At 34.5% G+C, this 844-nt stretch carries 1 protein-coding gene and 1 pseudogene; both read right to left on the bottom strand.

From position 1 onward, the window contains the following. Positions 1-187, bottom strand: a pseudogene (locus H6A13_RS13020) (DUF3795 domain-containing protein); the annotation flags it as partial. Between the two features lie 22 nt (positions 188-209). Beyond that, positions 210-734 carry a flavodoxin domain-containing protein gene (locus tag H6A13_RS13015; protein ID WP_204909951.1) on the bottom strand — a complete coding sequence of 175 codons (525 nt, stop codon included), beginning with the start codon at positions 732-734 and terminating at the stop codon, positions 210-212. Positions 735-844 lie beyond the last annotated feature (110 nt).

Genomic DNA, 844 nt, shown 5'->3' with positions numbered 1-844 from the left:
CGTAATCCCCGTTTATACCCTCTCGATGATACACAACACCATTTTTCTCTTTTGCAATTGAACATTTTTTGTTCTCACAAGAATCATTATCCGGGAAGCCGTTTGAACCACATCCATCACAATCTGGAGTCTCTGTGCATAAAAAGCATGCAAGGCCACATCTGACAATTCCCAATTCCCGTTTCATAAAGTCTCTCCTCAACTGGTGTTTATCGCTTAATATATTCCATTATTGGTTCAATGTACTTTTTGTCAGTCCAGTCGCAGTTGTTATCCCCGGCTTCCATTAATGCCTTTTCCCATATTTCATAATCAGATGGATCTTTCTTTGCAACAGCTTTTCTAAGCAAATTGCACAAAGTTCTATCTTTGAAAGACATTGCGTCCATATCCCATGCGCCACGACAGTAAAAGACTGGAATATCAGATAAATTATCTTTTATGTTATGCTTTTTGATTTGTAGAAATGCATTTTCTTCATATGGAGATGCACCACAACAAAACACAATAACTTTTTTGTCTGCCAATTTATTGATATTCTTTTTTAGGAAAGACAAACCAGCAATACCGGAAGCATATATTCCTCCGCCTAAAATAATAACGTCATATGCAATAATTTCATTAATATCAGCTTTTTTTGTTTCTATACACTGAAACCCGGTTTCCTCAGACAACCATTCAGCGTATCTTTTTGTAGCACCATATTTTGATTGATATAGGATTACTCCATTCATAAATTGATCTCCTCAAATTCTAATTTATTGGACATAATCATTTACTATTCTCTTATTTTCAAATGATAACAGGACACTAAATATTATTTCTATCAGTATCATCATTATTG

The sequence above is a fragment of the Mordavella massiliensis genome, from assembly GCF_016902415.1.
Classification (GTDB): Bacteria; Bacillota; Clostridia; order Lachnospirales; family Lachnospiraceae; genus Merdimonas; species Merdimonas faecigallinarum.
This window is presented reverse-complemented; position numbering and strand designations above follow the sequence as displayed.